The organism is Roseovarius atlanticus, from assembly GCF_001441615.1.
GTDB lineage: Bacteria > Pseudomonadota > Alphaproteobacteria > Rhodobacterales > Rhodobacteraceae > Roseovarius > Roseovarius atlanticus.
This window is the reverse complement of the sequence record NZ_LAXJ01000007.1, coordinates 1-14,743: the sequence shown is the minus strand read 5'-3', so window position 1 is coordinate 14,743 and position 14,743 is coordinate 1. Positions and strand designations below refer to the sequence as shown.

General features: G+C 66.4%; 17 protein-coding genes. 16 read left to right on the top strand and 1 reads right to left on the bottom strand.

From position 1 onward, the window contains the following. Nucleotides 1–35 precede the first annotated feature (35 nt). The 14 genes from ruvB (at nt 36) to XM53_RS07400 (ending at nt 12,539) form a co-directional block, all read left to right on the top strand. Nucleotides 36–1,064 carry a Holliday junction branch migration DNA helicase RuvB gene (gene ruvB, locus XM53_RS07465; RefSeq protein ID WP_057791877.1) on the top strand — a complete coding sequence of 343 codons (1,029 nt, stop codon included), beginning with the start codon at nt 36–38 and terminating at the stop codon, nt 1,062–1,064. A gap of 95 nt (nt 1,065–1,159) precedes the next feature. Further along, nucleotides 1,160–1,795 (top strand): hypothetical protein, encoded by a 636-nt coding sequence (locus tag XM53_RS07460; RefSeq protein ID WP_201455397.1) that lies wholly within the window; start codon nt 1,160–1,162, stop codon nt 1,793–1,795. 3 nt (nt 1,796–1,798) lie between these two features. Next, nucleotides 1,799–2,335, top strand: a complete 537-nt coding sequence (gene thpR, locus XM53_RS07455; protein WP_057791874.1) for an RNA 2',3'-cyclic phosphodiesterase — start codon at nt 1,799–1,801, stop codon at nt 2,333–2,335. Nucleotides 2,336–2,452: 117 nt separating this feature from the next. Then, on the top strand, nt 2,453–2,842 hold the full coding sequence (ybgC, locus tag XM53_RS07450) for a tol-pal system-associated acyl-CoA thioesterase (protein WP_057791873.1): 390 nt from the start codon (nt 2,453–2,455) through the stop codon (nt 2,840–2,842). A 115-nt stretch (nt 2,843–2,957) separates the two neighbouring features. Further along, nucleotides 2,958–3,653: a protein TolQ gene (tolQ, locus tag XM53_RS07445; RefSeq protein WP_057791871.1), complete on the top strand. Its 696-nt coding sequence runs from the start codon at nt 2,958–2,960 to the stop codon at nt 3,651–3,653. Nucleotide 3,654: 1 nt separating this feature from the next. Beyond that, on the top strand, nt 3,655–4,128 hold the full coding sequence (gene tolR / locus XM53_RS07440) for a protein TolR (protein ID WP_057791869.1): 474 nt from the start codon (nt 3,655–3,657) through the stop codon (nt 4,126–4,128). 1 nt (nt 4,129) lies between these two features. Further along, nucleotides 4,130–5,299 carry an energy transducer TonB gene (locus XM53_RS07435; protein WP_328586663.1) on the top strand — a complete coding sequence of 390 codons (1,170 nt, stop codon included), beginning with the start codon at nt 4,130–4,132 and terminating at the stop codon, nt 5,297–5,299. Beyond that, nucleotides 5,296–5,658, top strand: a complete 363-nt coding sequence (locus XM53_RS07430; RefSeq protein ID WP_057791867.1) for a cell envelope integrity protein TolA — start codon at nt 5,296–5,298, stop codon at nt 5,656–5,658. Before XM53_RS07435 ends, XM53_RS07430 begins: the two co-directional genes overlap by 4 nt. Nucleotide 5,659: 1 nt before the next feature. Continuing rightward, the gene (gene tolB / locus XM53_RS07425) at nt 5,660–6,988 is read left to right on the top strand and encodes a Tol-Pal system beta propeller repeat protein TolB (RefSeq protein ID WP_057791865.1); all 1,329 of its coding nucleotides are present in this window, start codon (nt 5,660–5,662) and stop codon (nt 6,986–6,988) included. Nucleotides 6,989–7,071: 83 nt separating this feature from the next. After that, nucleotides 7,072–7,587, top strand: coding sequence for a peptidoglycan-associated lipoprotein Pal (pal, locus tag XM53_RS07420; RefSeq protein ID WP_057791863.1), 516 nt, complete (start codon nt 7,072–7,074; stop codon nt 7,585–7,587). Between the two features lie 22 nt (nt 7,588–7,609). Further along, nucleotides 7,610–8,506, top strand: coding sequence for a tol-pal system protein YbgF (ybgF, locus tag XM53_RS07415; protein WP_057791861.1), 897 nt, complete (start codon nt 7,610–7,612; stop codon nt 8,504–8,506). After that, nucleotides 8,497–9,756 carry a tRNA lysidine(34) synthetase TilS gene (tilS, locus tag XM53_RS07410; RefSeq protein ID WP_328586662.1) on the top strand — a complete coding sequence of 420 codons (1,260 nt, stop codon included), beginning with the start codon at nt 8,497–8,499 and terminating at the stop codon, nt 9,754–9,756. The genes ybgF and tilS overlap by 10 nt, the downstream gene beginning before the upstream one ends. A gap of 78 nt (nt 9,757–9,834) precedes the next feature. Further along, nucleotides 9,835–11,754, top strand: a complete 1,920-nt coding sequence (gene ftsH, locus XM53_RS07405) for an ATP-dependent zinc metalloprotease FtsH (RefSeq protein WP_057791859.1) — start codon at nt 9,835–9,837, stop codon at nt 11,752–11,754. A 104-nt stretch (nt 11,755–11,858) separates the two neighbouring features. Next, nucleotides 11,859–12,539 carry a methyltransferase domain-containing protein gene (locus tag XM53_RS07400; RefSeq protein ID WP_057792393.1) on the top strand — a complete coding sequence of 227 codons (681 nt, stop codon included), beginning with the start codon at nt 11,859–11,861 and terminating at the stop codon, nt 12,537–12,539. Between the two features lie 69 nt (nt 12,540–12,608). Here XM53_RS07400 and XM53_RS07395 read toward each other — a convergent pair whose 3' ends face one another. Then, on the bottom strand, nt 12,609–13,529 hold the full coding sequence (locus XM53_RS07395) for a hypothetical protein (RefSeq protein WP_057791858.1): 921 nt from the start codon (nt 13,527–13,529) through the stop codon (nt 12,609–12,611). A 161-nt stretch (nt 13,530–13,690) separates the two neighbouring features. On the opposite strand from XM53_RS07395, the gene XM53_RS07390 reads away from it, so the two are divergent. Together XM53_RS07390 and XM53_RS07385 are read left to right on the top strand one after the other, a co-directional pair. Beyond that, complete coding sequence (locus XM53_RS07390; protein ID WP_057791856.1) at nt 13,691–14,299, top strand: MOSC domain-containing protein; 609 nt, start codon at nt 13,691–13,693, stop codon at nt 14,297–14,299. Between the two features lie 146 nt (nt 14,300–14,445). Further along, nucleotides 14,446–14,743: formate--tetrahydrofolate ligase (locus XM53_RS07385; RefSeq protein WP_144435483.1), on the top strand; the 298-nt coding region annotated here is incomplete at its 3' end.

Sequence of the window (14,743 nt, the reverse complement as noted above, 5' to 3'; positions counted from 1 at the left end):
TGCGGCCTGCCGCGCGGACGTGGGACGATTGGCGCATGACCGAGCCTGACCCGACCTTGCGCCCCGAGGCGCTGCCCGAGGATGTGGACCGTGCGCTCAGGCCGCAGGCGCTGGCGGATTTCATCGGGCAGGCGGAGGCGCGGGCGAACCTCAAGGTGTTCATCCAGTCGGCCCGGCAGCGGGGCGAGGCGATGGACCATACGCTCTTTCACGGGCCTCCCGGCCTGGGCAAGACGACGCTGGCGCAGATCATGGCGCGCGAGCTGGGCGTGGGGTTTCGCATGACCTCCGGCCCGGTGCTGGCCAAGGCGGGCGACCTGGCGGCGATCCTGACCAACCTCGAGGCCAATGACGTTCTTTTCATCGACGAGATCCACCGGCTGAACCCGGCGGTGGAAGAGGTGCTGTACCCCGCGATGGAGGATTTCGAGCTGGACCTGGTGATCGGCGAGGGGCCGGCGGCGCGGACGGTGCGGATCGAGTTGCAGCCCTTCACGCTGGTGGGGGCGACGACGCGGCTGGGGCTGCTGACGACACCCTTGCGCGACCGGTTCGGGATACCCACGCGGTTGCAGTTCTACACCGAGGACGAGTTGCACGAGATCGTGACACGCAATGCGCAGAAGCTGGGCGTTCCGGCGGAAGCGCAGGGCGCGCGGGAGATCGCGCGGCGGGCGAGGGGGACGCCGCGTGTGGCGGGGCGGCTGTTGCGGCGCGTGGTGGATTTCGCCGTGGTCGAGGGCGACGGACGGATCACGCAAGGCCTGGCGGACAGTGCGCTGACCCGGCTGGGCGTGGATGGGTTGGGCCTCGATGGGGCCGACCGGCGGTATCTGCGGCTTATCGCCGAGGCCTATCAGGGCGGGCCGGTGGGGATCGAAACGCTCAGCGCGGCGCTGAGCGAGAGCCGAGACGCGCTGGAGGAGGTGATTGAGCCGTTCCTGTTGCAGCAGGGGCTGATCCAACGCACGCCGCGGGGCAGGATGCTGGCGGCGCGGGCCTGGGCGCATCTGGGGATTGCGGCGCCAAAGGCGGCGGGGCAGAGCGATTTGTTCGGCAAGTAGCGCCAGAAGAGTTTTATGCCTTCGGCGAGGATATTTGTCGCCAGAGGAAGGGGGCTTTGACTTGCATGGGGCGGCGGCTTTGGTAGGGAGACGCCATGTCTGATCTGATCTCTTCCGAAGGTGTCGAGGCGCTGTTTACCCGCGCCGATGGCTCTTACCTTTTTGCCCGCTGGGGGCGGCCCATCGTGCCGGTGGTCTTCGGGACGGATGACAAGACACTGGAGATCGTCAAGGGCGCGGTCGAGGCCGTGGTGATGATGGCGGGCCACCAGATGGCCGAGACCGACCCGGAATTGGGCGTGAACCTGATGTTCTTCTTCTTCCGCGAGTGGGACGAGTTGCTGGAGGTGCCGGACATGGACCGGATGATCCCGGACCTTGGCCCGCTGGTGGCGCGGCTGAAGGCGGCGGAGGCCAACCAGTACCGGATTTTCCGCTTTGACGAGGCCGGCGCGATCAAGGCCAGCTTCGTGTTCCTGCGGATGGACGATCAATTGTCGAAGGTGCCCGCCGACACGCTGGCGCTGGCGCAGGTGGCGCAGACGATCCTGCTGTGGTCCGACACGGCTTTTACCGATCGCTCGGTGCTGGCGCAGGCGGGCGAGGGGCAGGTGATCCTGCGGCCCGATATCGGCGCGGTTATCCGGGCGGGGTACGACCCGGTCATGCCCGCCGTGGCGCAGGATGCGAGCCACGCGCTGCGCCTGAGTGCGCGGCTGGGGCAGATGTAGCCGTTGCGCGTTTTTGTCGGTGTCCCGCTGGAAGAGGCGGCCATCGAGGCGCTTTTGCCGGTACAGGAGGCGCTGCGGCAGGGGCGTCTGGTGGACGAGGAGAACCTGCACCTGACGCTGGCCTTTCTCGACGATCAGCCGGAGGACGTGCTGGCGGAACTGGATGCGGCGCTTCAAGACATCCGCGTGTCGCCATGGGAGATGGAGTTCACGGGAGTGGAGGCCAAGGGCGGCCGGCGGCCGGCGCTGGTCTGGGCCGATGTGGCGAAGGCGGAGCCGCTGCGGCAGTTGCATGACAAGGTGCGGAGCGCGGCCCGGCTGGCGGGGATCGACCTGCCGCGCGAGCGGTTTCGCCCGCATGTCACGCTGGCGCGGTTCCCGAGGTCAAGATCGGTGGACACGGGCCGGCTGGCCGCCTTCCTTGGTGCCTGGGGCGGGTTTCGCGCGGGGCCGTTCGCGGTGGAGCGGTTCTGCCTTTATGGCTCGACCCTGACGCCCGAGGGGCCGATCTATGACGTGCTGGCCGACTATCCGCTTTAGCCGCCCAATCTTCCTCTGGCCAAAAATGTCCCGGGGAACGGTGAACCGCAGGTTCGCCGTGGGGCAGAGCCCCTCTTTGGGATTGCCGCCGCCGCCCGCGCGCCGTAGAAGGCTGGCATGGCCCATACGTTTCCGATCCGCGTCTATTACGAAGATACCGACATGGCCGGGATCGTCTATTATGCCAATTACCTCAGATACATAGAGCGCGCGCGCAGTGATTGGGTGCGGGAGCTGGGGATCGACCAGAACGCGATGCGGCGCGACGATGGCGTGGTCTTTGCGGTGCGCCGGGTCGAGGCGGACTATCACCATCCCGCCAGGTTCGACGACGAGCTGGAGGTCCGCACGAGCGTCGTGACCGTCACGGGCGCAAGGTTGGTCATGGATCAGAGAGTCTTGCGCGGTGAGGAGCTGATCTTTTCGGCGCAGGTGACCATCGTGTGCATCAATGAGACCGGCCATCCGGCGCGGCTACCGGCGAATATCCGCCTGATGCTGCACTGATCACCGGGTTTTGAGCGGCAATGCGCGCTTGTGCTTGGCTTTCGCACTGGAAATCGGCTAGTTTGCGGCGCAATACGGCCACGAAACAAGGCCCGGACAAGTAAAGAGCAGGCAGATGGAAGCAGAAACCCTGGCAATGGCACAGGAGATGGATTTCTCGCTGTGGGCGCTATTCGCACGCGCAACGCTGATCGTGAAACTGGTGATGCTGATGCTGATCGTGGCGTCCTTCTGGGCGTGGTCGATCATCATCCAGAAGACGATCACCTATCGCAAGGCCCGCGCCGAGGCCGAGGCGTTCGACCGCCGGTTCTGGTCGGGCGAGCCCTTGGACGAGCTTTTCGACGAGATCGGACCCGATCCGGCGGGGCAGTCCGAGCGTGTCTTCGCGGCGGGGATGAGCGAGTGGCGACGGTCGCACCGCACCGACGGCGCGCTGATCGCAGGCGCCACGGCGCGGATCGACCGCAGCATGGACGTGGCGATCGTGAAGGAAAGCGAGAAGCTGCAGAGCGGGCTGACCATTCTGGCCTCGATCGGGTCGGTGTCGCCTTTCGTGGGCCTGTTCGGCACGGTCTGGGGCATCATGAACGCCTTCATCGAGATCGCCGAGCAGCAGAACACCAACCTGGCCGTCGTGGCGCCGGGGATCGCCGAGGCGCTTCTGGCCACGGGCCTGGGCCTGCTGGCGGCCATCCCGGCGGTGGTGTTCTACAACAAGCTGAGTGCGGATGCGGACCGGATCGTGGCGAGCTATGAGGCCTTTGCGGACGAGTTTGCGACGATCCTGAGCCGGCAGCTGGATTCCTGACATGGGAGCCGGCGTTGTCCAAAAATCAGGTGACACGGGCCGCAGGCGCCGAGGCCGCGGGCGGAGCCGCCCGATGGCGGAAATCAACGTCACGCCCTTCGTGGACGTGATGCTGGTGCTGCTGATCATCTTCATGGTGGCCGCGCCGCTGATGACCGTGGGTGTGCCGGTGCAACTGCCCGAGACCGCGGCCAATGCGCTGCCCGGCGAGGAGGAGGAGCCGCTGACCGTGACGCTGACCGCTGAGGGCGTGGTCATGATCCAGACCACCGAGGTGCAGCGCGGCGAGTTGGTGAACCGGCTGCGCGCCATCGCCACGGAGCGCGACAGCACGCGGGTCTTCCTGCGGGCGGACGGGGCGGTGCCCTACTCGGACGTGATGCAGGTGATGGGCGCGCTCAATCGCGGCGGGTTCGCCAATATCGGGCTGGTGACGGATACCGGCGGCCCGACGCTTGACGAGCAGGGCGGCTGAGATGCGGCTGGACACCGGACAGATTATTTCCGGTGTGGCCCATACGGGCCTGATCATCTTTGCCATCTTCGGCGGGGCGTTCAAATCCGAGCCGTTGCCGTTCGAGATCACCGAGGTGACGGCCATTTCCGAAGAGGAATACGCGGCGATGATCGCCGAGCCGTCGCCCGACGCGGTGGCCAATGTCGACACGCCCGAGCCGCCCGAGGAAGGCCAGGCGCCGGAGCTGTCAAGCGAGGCCGACGCCGCGCCCGAGCAGGACCAGCCCGAGGTGACGGAAACCGCCGAGCCGGACCCGGTCCCCGAGGCGGTGGAGCCAGAGCCGATCCCGGTGCCCGAGGCCGAGATCGCAGACGCGCCGCAAGAGCCCACGCCGCCGCAGGAGGATACGGCAGTGCTGGCGCCCGAGACGTCCGAGCGCCCGCAACCCCGGCCCGCGCCGCGTGTGGCCCCCGAGGCGGTGGAGCAGCCGGAGCCGGATGTCGAGATCGCCGATGTGGACCAGCAGGCGCCCGAGCCCGCCGAGCAGGCCGAGGAGCCGGTGCCAGAGCAGGAGGAAACCGCGCGGCAGGAGGCCACGACCGAGATCGTGACCGAGGCCGAGGAGGTGGCATCCGCCGCGCCGACACGCTCGGTCCGTCCGCGTACCCGGCCCGAACAGGTGACCCCGGCGGCCCAGCCCGACCCGGACCCCGAGCCGCGCGACGAGCCCGCGCAGCAGGCCGAGCCGGAACCGGCGGCGGAGCCAGAGACGCAAGAGGCCACCAGCCCCGACAGCTCGGCGGTGAACGACGCGCTGGCCGAGGCGCTGGGTAGTGACCCCGAGCCGCAAGGCACGCCGCAGGGGCCGCCCCTGACCGCCGGAGAGAAGGACGGGCTGCGCGTGGCGGTGCAGGAATGCTGGAACGTCGGCTCGCTGAGTTCCGACGCGCTGGCCACCACGGTGACGGTGGCGGTGTCGATGTCCGAGGATGGCCGCCCGATCACCAACTCGATCCGCATGATCGGCAGCGAAGGCGGCAGCAACGCCTCGGCGCAGCAGGCGTTCGAGGCGGCACGGCGGGCGATCATCCGGTGCGGGGCGAGCGGTTTCAACCTGCCGGTCGAGAAATACGCCACGTGGCGTGAGATTGAGATGACATTCAACCCCGAGAACATGCGGATCAGATGAGACGGTCCGCTGTCCTTTCCGCGCCGGTGCTCGCGGCGCTCATGGTCCCGGTTGCGGCGCTCGGGGTAGGGACGTCGGACTGGATCGACGGTTTTCGCACCGACGTGGAGCGGTGCTGGAACCCGCCCGAGGGCAGCGCGGTTGTCATCGTAACGTTCGGGATGAACCGGGACGGCACGGTGATCGGGGACAGCCTGCGCTCAATTCCGCGTGAGATGGCCGAGACGGATTCGTTTACGGCGGCGCGGCGTGCCATCCTGAGATGCGGGCGCGATGGATATGACCTGCCACCGGACCAGTACGAGGCGTGGCGCGAAATAGAGATGACATTCGACCCGTTGGTCGGAGGGGAGCAGTGAGATGAGAGTAGTTCTGGCCTTCGTGGCGATCCTTGCAGGTCTTGCGGCGCCCGTAACGGCGCAGGAAGAGCGCAGCGGGCCGCTGAGGATCGAGATTACCGAGGGTGTGATTGAGCCCTTGCCCTTCGCCGTGCCTACCTTCGTGGCCGAGACGGCGCAGGCGCAGGAGATGGCGGTCAATATCACCCGGGTCATCGCCTCGGACTTGACCGGCACGGGTCTGTTCCGAGAGATTCCGCAGGACGCGCATATCGCGCGGGTCACCGCGTTTTCCAGCCCGGTGCAGTTTCCCGACTGGAAGGCGATTAACGCGCAGGCGCTGATCGTGGGCGGGGTCAGCGTGGATGACAGCGGCAAGGTGGTCGTGCGGTTCCGCCTTTACGACGTGTTCGCGGGGCAGGAGATGGGCCAGGGCCTGCAATTCGTGGGCACCGTGGATGGCTGGCGGCGCATCGCGCACAAGGTGTCGGACCAGGTCTATTCCCGGCTGACGGGCGAGGACCCCTATTTCGACAGCCGGGTCGTTTTTGTCTCCGAGACCGGGCCCAAGGATGCGCGGCAGAAGCGGCTGGCAATCATGGATTATGATGGTGCCAACGTGACCTACCTGACCGACAGCGCCTCGATCGTGCTGGCGCCGCGGTTTTCGCCGGGGGGCGACCGGGTGCTCTACACCAGCTATGAAAGCGGGTTTCCAAAGATCTATGTGCTGGACGTGGCGACGGCGGGGCGCAACGTGCTGAACGCCGCCGATGGCGAGATGAGTTTCGCCCCGCGCTTTGCGCCCAACGGTCAGACCATCGTCTATAGCCTGACCACGGGCGGGAATACCGACCTTTATCAGCTGAATATCGCGTCCGGGCAAACCTCGCGCCTGACCACGACGCCGTCGATCGAAACCGCGCCGAGTTTCAGCCCCGATGGCAGCCGGATCGTGTTCGAATCCGACCGCTCGGGCACGCCTCAACTGTATGTGATGCCCGCCAGTGGCGGCGAGGCGACGCGGATCAGCTTCGGGCAGGGGCGCTATGGCACGCCGGTGTGGTCGCCGCGGGGCGATCTGATCGCCTTTACCAAGCAATCAAAAGGCCGGTTTCATATCGGCGTGATGCGCACCGACGGCAGCGAGGAACGCTTGTTGACCGCGTCTTTCCTGGACGAGGGGCCAACCTGGGCGCCCAATGGCCGGGTGATCATGTTCACCCGCGAAACCCAGGGCGCGCAGGGTGCGTCGAGCCTGTGGTCGGTGGACATCACCGGGCGCAATTTGAAACAGGTGCGCACCGAGACCGGGGCATCGGACCCGTCCTGGGGACCGTTGCAGAACTGAGGCCGCAAAAGGGACATGCATCGGTTGCGGGCCTATGATATTAACCAATTCAAGAGCAACAAGACATCGAGTGGGGCACTGAAATGAAACATCTGAGCAAGGCACTGATCGTGGTGGCGGGGCTGGCGGTAAGCGCGTGCAGCAACCCTGACCGGTTCGGCGACCAATACGCGAACGGCGCGGGCACCAGCGGCACGGCAGGCGGCCTCGCGGGCACCGCGCAGGACCCGCAATCGCCGCTGTATTTCCAGCAGACGATCGGCGACCGCGTGTTGTTCGCGGTGGACCAGTCGACCCTGTCGCCCACGGCGACCGCGACGCTGGACGGGCAGGCGCAATGGCTGGCCACCAACGTGGAATACAACGCCATCATCGAAGGCCATGCCGACGAGCAGGGCACGCGGCAATACAACATTGCGCTGGGCGCACGCCGCGCCAACGCGGTGCAGGAATACCTGATCTCAAAAGGGGTCAGCCCAGCGCGTCTGAAGGTCATCAGCTATGGCAAGGAACGCCCGCTGGAGATTTGCAGCGAGGAAGCGTGCTATGCCAAGAACCGCCGGGCGGTGACGGTGATCTCGGCCGTGCCGACAAGCTGACAGGACGAAGGGTGGGGTGAATATGCGTCGCGTGATACTGGGCCTCGTGGTGGCCGCGTTCGGGATGGGGCCGGTATCGGCCTTTGCCCAGGCGGGCACCGAAACGCTGGCGGATATCCGGCAGGAGCTGTCGGTGCTGTATGTCGAGTTGCAGAAGCTGAAGCGTGAGCTGAACACCACTGGCGCCGCTGGGGCCGCGACGGTGGGCGGCAGCGTGCTGGACCGGGTGAACACGATCGAGTCCGAGTTGCAGCGTCTGACCTCGAAAACCGAAGAGCTGGAATTTCGTATCGACAGCGTGGTGACCGACGGCACCAACCGCGTGGGCGACCTTGAGTTCCGGATCTGCGAGCTGGAGCCGTCCTGCGATATCGGCAGCATCGAGCCCGGCGACACGCTGGGCGGGGTGGCGCCGTCGACCGGCGGCACCACGGGCAGCACCGGCACGGCCCCTGCCACCGACACCGGCACGGCGACCACGGGCGGCACTGCCACCACGGGCAGCACCACCGGCACCGAGGGCGGCGTGCAGATGGCCGCCGCCGAGCAGGCCGATTTCGACGCGGCCATGGCGGCCTTCGAGGCGGGCGAGTACGCCGCCGCTGCCGAGCAGTTCGAGCGGTTCACCGTCAATTACCCCGGTAGCCCGATGGAGGCGCAGGCCGGGTTGAAACGCGGCGAGGCGCTGGAACAGGCCAATGACATGACGGGGGCCGCGCGCGCCTATCTGGACACGTTCAGCACCGCGCCCGATGGCCCGCAGGCGCCTCAGGCGCTGTTCCTGCTGGGGCGGTCGCTGGGCGCGCTGGGCCAGACCAACGAGGCGTGCCTGACCCTGGGGGAGGTGGCGCAACGCTTTCCGCAATCGCCCGCTGTGGGGCAGGCGGCCTCGGCGATGCAGAATCTTGGGTGTTCGTGAACGGCCCCACGGCGCATATTCTTGATCAGTTCGTGGCGACATTCGGGAATGCCCGGCCCAAGCGGCTGGGCATTGCCGTTTCAGGGGGCAGCGATTCGCTGGGACTGCTTGTGCTGGCCCGGCAATGGGCCGCGCAGGGCGGGCCGGAGCCCCATGCGGTGACGGTGGACCATGGCCTGCGCGCGGGCTCGGGCGACGAGGCGGCGGGTGTGGCGGCGCTATGTGCCCGACTGGGCGTTGCGCACACGACGCTGGAATGGCGCGGTTGGGACGGTGCGGGCAACCTGCCCGATCAGGCGCGGCGGGCGCGCTATGGCCTGATCGCGGATTGGGCCGAGGCGGGACAGATCAGCGACGTGGCGCTGGGACATACGCTGAACGACGTGGCCGAGACCTTTGTCATGCGGCTGATGCGCGAGGCGGGGGTGGACGGGCTGGCGGCGATGGCGCCGGGCTGGCGGCAGGGCGCGGTCGAGTTCCGCCGCCCGCTGTTGCAGGTGTCGCGCGTTGAGCTGCGCGCGCTGTTGGACCGCGAGGGGCTGGCCTGGGTCGACGACCCGACCAACGAGGATGAGACGTTCGAGCGGGTGCGGGTCCGCAAGGCGCTGGCGGCGCTGGAGGATCTGGGCGTGACCGCGCGGGGGCTGGGCCGCGTCGCCCGTCACCTGGGCGAGGTGCGCCGCACGCTTTACTGGTACGTGTTCGTGGAGGCACGCAAGTATGTCACGTTCGACCGCGGCGACGTTTTGATCGAGCGCAAGGGGTTCCGGACCCTGCCGCGCGACATCTGCCGCCGCATGGTGCAGGAGGTCCTGCGCTGGATCAGCGGCGCGGAGTATGGTCCGCGCGGCAAGGCGGTGGACCTTGTGCTGGAGGCGATCCGCGGCGGCAACGGCATGACGCTGCACGGCGTGATGATGAGCGTCGGGTCGGATCATCTGCGGTTCACGCGCGAGCCCAAGGCTGTGGCGGAGCTGCGCGCGGCGCCGGGCAAAGCATGGGACGGACGCTGGCAACTGGACGGGCCTTGGCCCGAGGGCGCGGAGGTGGCCGCACTGGGTGAAGCGGGGCTGGCGCAGTGCGAAGACCGGGTGCGGCCCGGGTTGCCACGGGCGTCGCTGCTGGCCAGCCCGGCGGTGTGGCGGGGCGGGCATTTGGTCGCGGCGCCGCTGGCGGGGTTTGCAGACGGCTGGTCCGCCACACTTTTGCGGGATGAAGAGCTGTTCTTTGCAAGCATTCTTGCGCATTGAACAACATGTAACGATCTCTATTTATACTACGTGGGTCCTGTGGTAGATCAGACCCCTAAAGACGTGAGGAGAAAGCCCTTGGGCAACGCGAGAAACTTCGCCTTCTGGTTGGTTCTGTTCCTGTTGATCATGGCGCTGTTCAGCCTGTTCAACGGATCGGGCAACACCCTGCAAAGCAAGGCCATCCCCTATTCCGAGTTCGTCGAGGCGGTCGAGGACGGCGAAGTGTCCGAGGTGACGCTGGACGGCGAGAACGTGCGGTTCCGGGGCGAGGACGGCAACAATTACTCGACCATCAAGCCCGAGGACGCCGAGATCACCGCCCTGCTGCTGGAGCAGGATATCCCGATCAAGGCGGAATCGCAGGAACAATCCGGGTTTCAGACTTTCCTGATCTCGCTTTTGCCCTTCGTGCTGCTGATCGGTGTGTGGATTTATTTCATGAACCGGATGCAGGGCGGCGGCAAGGGCGGCGCCATGGGCTTTGGCAAGTCGAAGGCCAAGATGCTGACCGAAAAGCATGGCCGCGTGACGTTCGACGACGTGGCGGGCATCGACGAGGCCAAGGAAGAGCTGGAAGAGATCGTCGAGTTCCTGCGCAATCCGCAGAAATTCTCGCGGCTGGGCGGCAAGATCCCGAAAGGCGCGCTGCTGGTGGGCCCTCCGGGCACCGGTAAGACGCTGCTGGCGCGCGCGATTGCGGGTGAGGCGGGTGTGCCGTTCTTCACCATTTCGGGTTCGGACTTCGTGGAAATGTTCGTCGGTGTCGGTGCATCCCGCGTGCGCGACATGTTCGAACAGGCCAAGAAGAACGCGCCCTGCATCGTCTTCATCGACGAGATCGACGCCGTGGGCCGGCATCGTGGTGCCGGCTATGGCGGCGGCAATGACGAGCGCGAACAGACCCTCAACCAGCTTCTGGTCGAGATGGACGGGTTCGAGGCCAACGAGGGCGTGATCATCGTCGCGGCGACCAACCGCAAGGACGTGCTGGACCCCGCGCTTTTGCGTCCGGGCCGGTTCGACCGGCAGGTGACCGTGCCCAACCCCGACATCAAGGGCCGCGAGAAGATCCTGGGCGTGCATGCCCGCAAGACCCCGCTGGGCCCCGACGTGGACTTGCGCATCATCGCGCGCGGGACGCCCGGATTTTCGGGTGCGGACCTGGCCAACCTGGTGAACGAAGCGGCGCTGATGGCCGCGCGCGTGGGCCGGCGGTTCGTGTCGATGGTGGATTTCGAGCAGGCCAAGGACAAGGTGATGATGGGCGCCGAGCGGCGATCCATGGTCCTGACGCCCGAGCAGAAGGAAAAGACCGCCTATCACGAGGCGGGGCACGCCATCGTCGGGCTGGCCCTTCCGCAATGCGACCCGGTCTACAAGGCCACGATCATTCCGCGCGGCGGTGCCCTGGGCATGGTGGTCAGCCTGCCCGAGATCGACCGGCTGAACTGGCACAAGTCCGAGTGCGAGGAAAAGCTGGCAATGACCATGGCGGGCAAGGCCGCGGAGATCATCAAGTACGGCCCCGACGCCGTGTCGAACGGCCCCGCGGGTGACATCCAGCAGGCGTCGTCGCTGGCGCGCGCGATGGTGCTGCGCTGGGGCATGTCCGACAAGGTGGGCAACGTCGATTACGAGCAGGCGCACGAAGGCTACATGGGCAACAGCGCAGGCGGTTTCTCGATCTCGGCTCATACGAAAGAGCTGATCGAGGACGAGGTGAAGCGCCTGATCGACGAAGCCTATCAGCGGGCCTATGACATCCTGATCGAAAAGCAGGATGAGTGGGAACGGCTGGCGCAGGGCCTGCTGGAATACGAGACCCTGACCGGCGAGGAGATCGAGCGCGTGATCAACGGCAATCCGCCCGAGGCGGATGACGACCAGGGCGGCACGCCGCAGAAGGACGACAAGCCGTCGCTGACCGCGATCCCCAAAACCAAGCCCAAGTCGACACCGCCCGAGGGCGGCATGGAGCCGGAACCGACAGCGTGACGACGACGACCAACGCGAAGACCGACTGGAACCCGGGCGCCTATGCCCGGTTCCACGACCTTCGGCAACGCCCGGGCCTGGACCTTGTGAACACCATCAGCAGTATGGGCGCGGGCGACGTCTATGACCTGGGCTGCGGCAACGGCGCCCTGGGCGAGGCGTTGCGCGCCCGCGCGGGCGGTCGCAAGGTCATCGGTGTGGATGCCAGCCCGGCGATGCTGGAAAAGGCCCGCAATGCCAAGGGATACGACAGTTTCAGCCAGGCCGATTTTGCCGAGTGGACGCCCGCACGCGCGCCGGGGCTGATCTTTTCCAACGCCGCCCTGCACTGGGTGGGCCACCACGAAAAGCTGTTGCCGAAACTGGCGCGGATGCTGAGCAAGGGCGGCACGCTGGCGGTGCAGATGCCGCACCAGAACAAGGCGCCGTCGCACCGTGTCTGGCTGAGCCTTGTCGAGGAAATGTTTCCCGGCCGGGTCGAGAAAATGGGCACGCCCGGTGTGATGGCGCCGGTGAAATACGACGAGCTATTGTCCGGGATGGGCCAGTTCCGCCTGTGGGAAACCGAGTATTACCAGCGCCTTATGGCCGAGCCGGGCAGCCATCCGGTGCGCCGATTTACGGAAAGCACCTATGCGCGCCCGGTGCTGGAAGCGCTGGACGAGGACGAGAAGGCGGCGCTGATCAAGCGCTACGAGGAAGCGATGCACGCGGCCTATCCGGTGCGCAAGGACGGCTCGGTTCTGTTCCCGTTCCGGCGGATGTTCTTTACGCTGTCGGTCTGAGCGGGGGCGTTTTCTTATAAAGAAAACGGGCCGGAATTTTTCAAAAATTCCGGCGCGCTTGGTGCATCGTCACGCGCCGTGGCGGGCGGCGTAAAAGACCATGGCCTCATCCAGCAGGCGAAACCCGGTGTCGAACGCGGTGAGCGTCATGTCGTGTACGGACCCGGGCAGTCCGGTGGGCAGGTCCGCCGTGACGCTGTCGGTCAGGGCCAGCTGCGTGGCGCCATTGTGGAACATCTTGATGCGCTCCATAACCACATCGCCGTTGGGCGGCTCGTCCAGCACCTCGTCCATCAGGTCCAGCACATCGTCGGAGATGCAGAGCGTCCGGTATACCAGGCCGACCGCGTCACGCTCGGGCGTGTTCAGGTCGCGAAAGCCGGGCGCGTTGCGCCAGACGCACGGGATTTGCGCGCCGAGTGCCCGCACTCTTTGCACGGCGTAAGGCAGCAGGAACAGCTGCGTGTCGTTGTCGGTGAACCGGCCCGAGATCAGGGCCTCGCGCCCAGTTGTGTAAGCCTCTTCCAGCGTCAGGCCGCGGTTGAACCGCGCCAGCATCGCGGCAGGGGATTCTCCGGGCAGGGCACGGGGGGGCGGCATCGACCGGGCCCACGCCCAGCCGTCGCGCAGGCCGCGCATATGGGCGGCCATGCCCAGCTTGTCGGCTTTGAGCGCGCTGTCGAATTCTTCCTGCGTCCCGTTGGCGGCAAGCGTGGCCATCAGCAGGATATGCCGATGCTCGGGGCCGAGCGCGTCAAGATCCTGCGCGCCGGCCTTCTCGCGCACGTCCTCGAAGAGTTCAAAGACCTGCACCGCCATCCAGTCGGTTTCGCTGATACCGGGGGTGTGCTTGCGGTTCGTGGCGGTGGTCAGGACCTTGCCATGCTTGACCAGCGCGATGCCTTGGTTCTCGGCGTGGAATGCCTTGACCGTCTGCCAGGCCTCGGGCGAGAGCGGCCTGGGGTGTTTGCGAAAGAAAGCGAAGGCCATGAACGTCCCTTTTCATGCGTGTTCGGGGAGAAGATAACCGGGGACCTTGACCTGTTTTGGGCGATAGGGTGACATGCCCGGACGATGATAAGATTTTTCCCCGGGAAAGACCCGAGGTCACCGTGTAGCGCGGTGATCGACACGTGCGAAGGAACGCGCCGATGCCTGCCTTGATCCCCACTGAGCATTACGCCGAAATCACCTGGATCGGGCGCGTCGCGGACCAAGAGAGCGATATCCGCTCGGCCGCGCTGGACCAGGTGGAGCTGACATGGGACGGCGTGCCGGGCGAGTTTCATGGCGGGCGCACCCGGCCCGCCTGCGTGCGGGTGAAGGACCAGCACGCGAAAGGCACCGAGATCGCGAATGTGCGGCAATTGTCCATCGTGTCGGCCGAGGAAATGGCGGCGATTGCCGAGGAAATCGGGATCGACGCGCTGCGCCCCGAGTGGCTGGGCGCGTCGCTGGTGCTGAAAGGCATCGACGATTTCAGCCGTCTGCCGCCCGCGTCGCGCTTGCAGGCGGAGAGCGGCACGGCGCTGATCGTGGACATGGAGAACCGGCCCTGCATCTGGCCCGCGAAGGAGCTGGAGAAGGATCATCCCGGCCTTGGCAAGCGGTTCAAGCCTGCCGCGGCGCACCGGCGCGGGGTCACGGCGTGGGTGGAGCGGCCCGGACCGCTGCGGCTGGGCGACCGGATGCGCCTGCACGTGCCGGACCAGCGGCCCTGGTTGCATTTGGAGGCGTGCCTGAGCGGCAAATCCTTCTGAGCGCCGGCTGTTTCCGATGTGAAACGCGGGCGCGACAGGCTGCCGCATCAGCCCCCGGAAATGTCGGATTCCTGACCGGGTGAGGCCCCCCGAATTTGTATGGCTGTCCCCGAAGCATCATCGCTTATGTCCAAAGGGAAGACACAATGAGCCACAAATCAGACATCGAGATTGCGCGTGCGGCGTCGAAGAAGCCGATCCAGGAGATTGGCGACACGCTTGGGATACCGTCCGAGCACCTGCTGCCCTACGGGCATGACAAGGCGAAGGTGAGCCAGGACTACATCAACTCGGTCCAGGGCAACGAGGACGGCAAGCTTATTCTCGTGACCGCGATCAACCCGACGCCGGCGGGCGAGGGCAAGACCACGACGACCGTGGGTCTGGGCGATGGCCTCAATCACATCGGGAAAAAGGCGATGATCTGCATCCGCGAGGCCTCGC

Excerpts from the sequence above, each read along its gene's own strand:
- XM53_RS07400 (WP_057792393.1), top strand. The coding sequence starts at position 11,859 with ATGGGCGCGGGCGACGTCTATGACCTGGGCTGCGGCAACGGCGCCCTG.
- XM53_RS07390 (WP_057791856.1), top strand. The coding sequence starts at position 13,691 with ATGCCTGCCTTGATCCCCACTGAGCATTACGCCGAAATCACCTGGATC.
- XM53_RS07395 (WP_057791858.1), bottom strand. The coding sequence starts at position 13,529 with ATGGCCTTCGCTTTCTTTCGCAAACACCCCAGGCCGCTCTCGCCCGAG.
- tolB (WP_057791865.1), top strand. The coding sequence starts at position 5,660 with ATGAGAGTAGTTCTGGCCTTCGTGGCGATCCTTGCAGGTCTTGCGGCG.
- tolR (WP_057791869.1), top strand. The coding sequence starts at position 3,655 with ATGGGAGCCGGCGTTGTCCAAAAATCAGGTGACACGGGCCGCAGGCGC.
- pal (WP_057791863.1), top strand. The coding sequence starts at position 7,072 with ATGAAACATCTGAGCAAGGCACTGATCGTGGTGGCGGGGCTGGCGGTA.
- XM53_RS07430 (WP_057791867.1), top strand. The coding sequence starts at position 5,296 with ATGAGACGGTCCGCTGTCCTTTCCGCGCCGGTGCTCGCGGCGCTCATG.
- tolQ (WP_057791871.1), top strand. The coding sequence starts at position 2,958 with ATGGAAGCAGAAACCCTGGCAATGGCACAGGAGATGGATTTCTCGCTG.
- XM53_RS07460 (WP_201455397.1), top strand. The coding sequence starts at position 1,160 with ATGTCTGATCTGATCTCTTCCGAAGGTGTCGAGGCGCTGTTTACCCGC.
- ybgF (WP_057791861.1), top strand. The coding sequence starts at position 7,610 with ATGCGTCGCGTGATACTGGGCCTCGTGGTGGCCGCGTTCGGGATGGGG.
- XM53_RS07435 (WP_328586663.1), top strand. The coding sequence starts at position 4,130 with ATGCGGCTGGACACCGGACAGATTATTTCCGGTGTGGCCCATACGGGC.
- ruvB (WP_057791877.1), top strand. The coding sequence starts at position 36 with ATGACCGAGCCTGACCCGACCTTGCGCCCCGAGGCGCTGCCCGAGGAT.
- ybgC (WP_057791873.1), top strand. The coding sequence starts at position 2,453 with ATGGCCCATACGTTTCCGATCCGCGTCTATTACGAAGATACCGACATG.